This window comes from Streptomyces sp. P5F9, assembly GCF_057961495.1.
In genome coordinates this window covers 1-2,233 of record NZ_JBXVPZ010000813.1, presented here as the reverse complement: position 1 = coordinate 2,233, position 2,233 = coordinate 1, and the positions used below count along the sequence as shown (strand labels likewise).

Annotated in this window: 3 protein-coding genes; all 3 read right to left on the bottom strand. The window is 70.8% G+C overall.

Going from position 1 to position 2,233, the window contains the following annotated elements; all coding sequences use genetic code 11:
- Nucleotides 1-758 (bottom strand): SPDY domain-containing protein (locus AC31A1_RS50425; RefSeq protein WP_489659753.1); only part of this gene is annotated, 758 nt, incomplete at its 3' end.
- A gap of 56 nt (nt 759-814) precedes the next feature.
- On the bottom strand, nt 815-1,552 hold the full coding sequence (locus AC31A1_RS50420) for a glycosyltransferase family 2 protein (RefSeq protein ID WP_489659752.1): 738 nt from the start codon (nt 1,550-1,552) through the stop codon (nt 815-817).
- Nucleotides 1,553-1,627: 75 nt separating this feature from the next.
- Nucleotides 1,628-2,233, bottom strand: a 606-nt coding sequence (locus AC31A1_RS50415; RefSeq protein WP_489659751.1) for a hypothetical protein, incomplete at its 5' end; no start/stop codon positions are given.

Here is a 2,233-nt window from a genome sequence, read left to right as displayed (position 1 = left end):
TGCGAAGGCTGCGCCGAGGGGTGACGGGCCGGGGACGGGACGCGTTCGATGGTCACCAGGGGGACGACGGCTTTGGGGAACGGGAGGGCTGTGGAGCGCAGAGTGGGCCGAGGGTCCAGGGTGTCGGCGACGACCGCGTGCATGAGGAAGGCCGGCGTCTTCTCCGTGAACGAGATGTCCCACAGGTGACCGAGGCTGTCCGGGGAGGCGGCCAGGTGCCAGGTGATGGATGCGTCTCCGTGGATGGGCGGCGCGGGTGAGTCCGGAGGTCGGCCGACCACGGCGGCGTGCCCGTCGTGCGAGATGAATCCGGAGAGCCCGAAGTCGTCGAAGTAGCTCCAGGAGTCGATGTCGACGTACAGCTCAAGCAAGCTCGGCTCGGCGCCGATGCCGTAGACGACGTGATCCGGGTCGGCGGCCAGTTCAGCTGCCAGGGTGCCGATGAGCGTGGAGAGGAACTCGATCGGCACATTGCCGTTGATGTTCGTCCGCCAGCGCTCCGGCGCTTGTGCGTTGGTGCGGGCCGAGATCACCAGATGCGCGTCTCGCCCCACGGCTGTCTGGTCATGGCGGATCGTGATGCGCCGGCACGGGCTCGTGACGGTCAACGACGAGTCGTCGGTGTGCACGCTCCATGCGGAGTCCTCGGCGAAGACGTCCAGGAGCAGGTGGTGGTCGCTGGGGAGACTGGCGGCAAGATAGCGGGGAGAGATGAGGAGCTTCTCCCGGGGCCTGTCCTTGGCGGGGTCGTTGGGCATGGGCTTTTCCGATGGGATGGATGGGGGAGCGGGGCGCGACGAAGGCGGGTGCCCAACTACGTGGTGGCGGAGTCGGCATCGCGAAGGGAAAGCGACGCGGCGCGCAGGCTGGCGCCGAACCGGTGGGCGAAGACCCGGGCCTTCGCCTCCAACTCGTCGTACGAGACCTGTGCGGTCATCTGCCCGGCGTGCTTGCGGTACCGGTAGACCGGAACGGGCAGCAGGATTCCAGGGGCGAGGCATGTGATCGCGAGGGCGCAGTAGTCCTCGCCCTGGACCAGCCCGCCCATCGGGGCCGCGCGCACCAGGCCGGTCCGGGCCAGGAGGGTGGTGGGGCCGAGCGGGATGGTGTCGGCCGGGTCCTTCCAGTACGCCCACACGTCCCCGGCCTCGTGCCGGCCCGGCGGCGTCGGGCACCGCCACAGGGCGGTGGCGCCCTCGGCGTAAAGGTCCTGGCTGTATCCGGCGCACCAGCCGACCCCGGTCTCCTCCAGGACGCGCAGGCGCAGCGCCATGGCGTGGTCGGTGAACTCGTCATCGTCGTCGGCCCAGTTGACGTACTCGGTGCGCACCTCGTTGAGCGCCAGATTTCGGGCGCAGGCCGCGCCGACCGGGCGCGGAAGGGCGAGGACGCGGACTCGGGGGTCGGCGGCGAGGGCGGCGGGAAGCCGGGCGGGGTCGGCGCCGTCGAGGGCGACGACGGCCTCCCACGGGACACTCTGCCGGCACAGGCTGGCATGCAGGGACACGAGGAACGCCAGCCGTTCCGGGCGGAGTTGGGTGGCGATGACCACGGTGATCTTCGGGCGGGGGCGCGGTGTCAGAGGGTTCTCCGGGCAGGCGGCGGATCGGTGCAGAGTGGCCGGGGGCTATCGGCGGGCGACCCTTTGGGGCGCTGACGTCGGCCCGGTGACGGGCACGGTGGTGGACAAGTGGGGCATGAAGCGCGGCGGGACGATCGGGGCCCGGGAATCCGGATGCCAGGCGCCCGGATCGGCACCGATGACGCCGCGCGGGTCGGTGTCCCAGGCGACGACGGGGCCACGGTCGTACGCCCGCAGGGCGATCACTTCGATGCCGTGCTCGTGCAGGACGTAGGCCCACTCCAGGTCGTCGGTGCCGTCCTGTGTGATCAGTTCGCGTTCGGCCGGGGTGCCGTCGGCGCTGTACACGTTGGTGAGTTGGCGGCTGGAGTACTCCTGGCCTCCGGTCAGGGAGCGGCGCAGGGCGGCGGGGGTGCCGTCGAGGAGGTCTGTGCCCAGCTCGTCCCAGCCGTGGTGGACCTCGTCGATCAGGTGCCGGGCCATCGCCTCCAGGTCACCGGCGAACCGGTGCTGGTAGGCGGCCAGGAGCAGCGGGAGTTTGCTGTCGGGGTAGCCGTCGAAGTGGACGTACATGCCGGCGTACCCGTCGGCGGTGGGGCGGGCGATGATCGCACGGGTGGACAGATCAGTCTCCTGAGGGTGGGGCGGGTC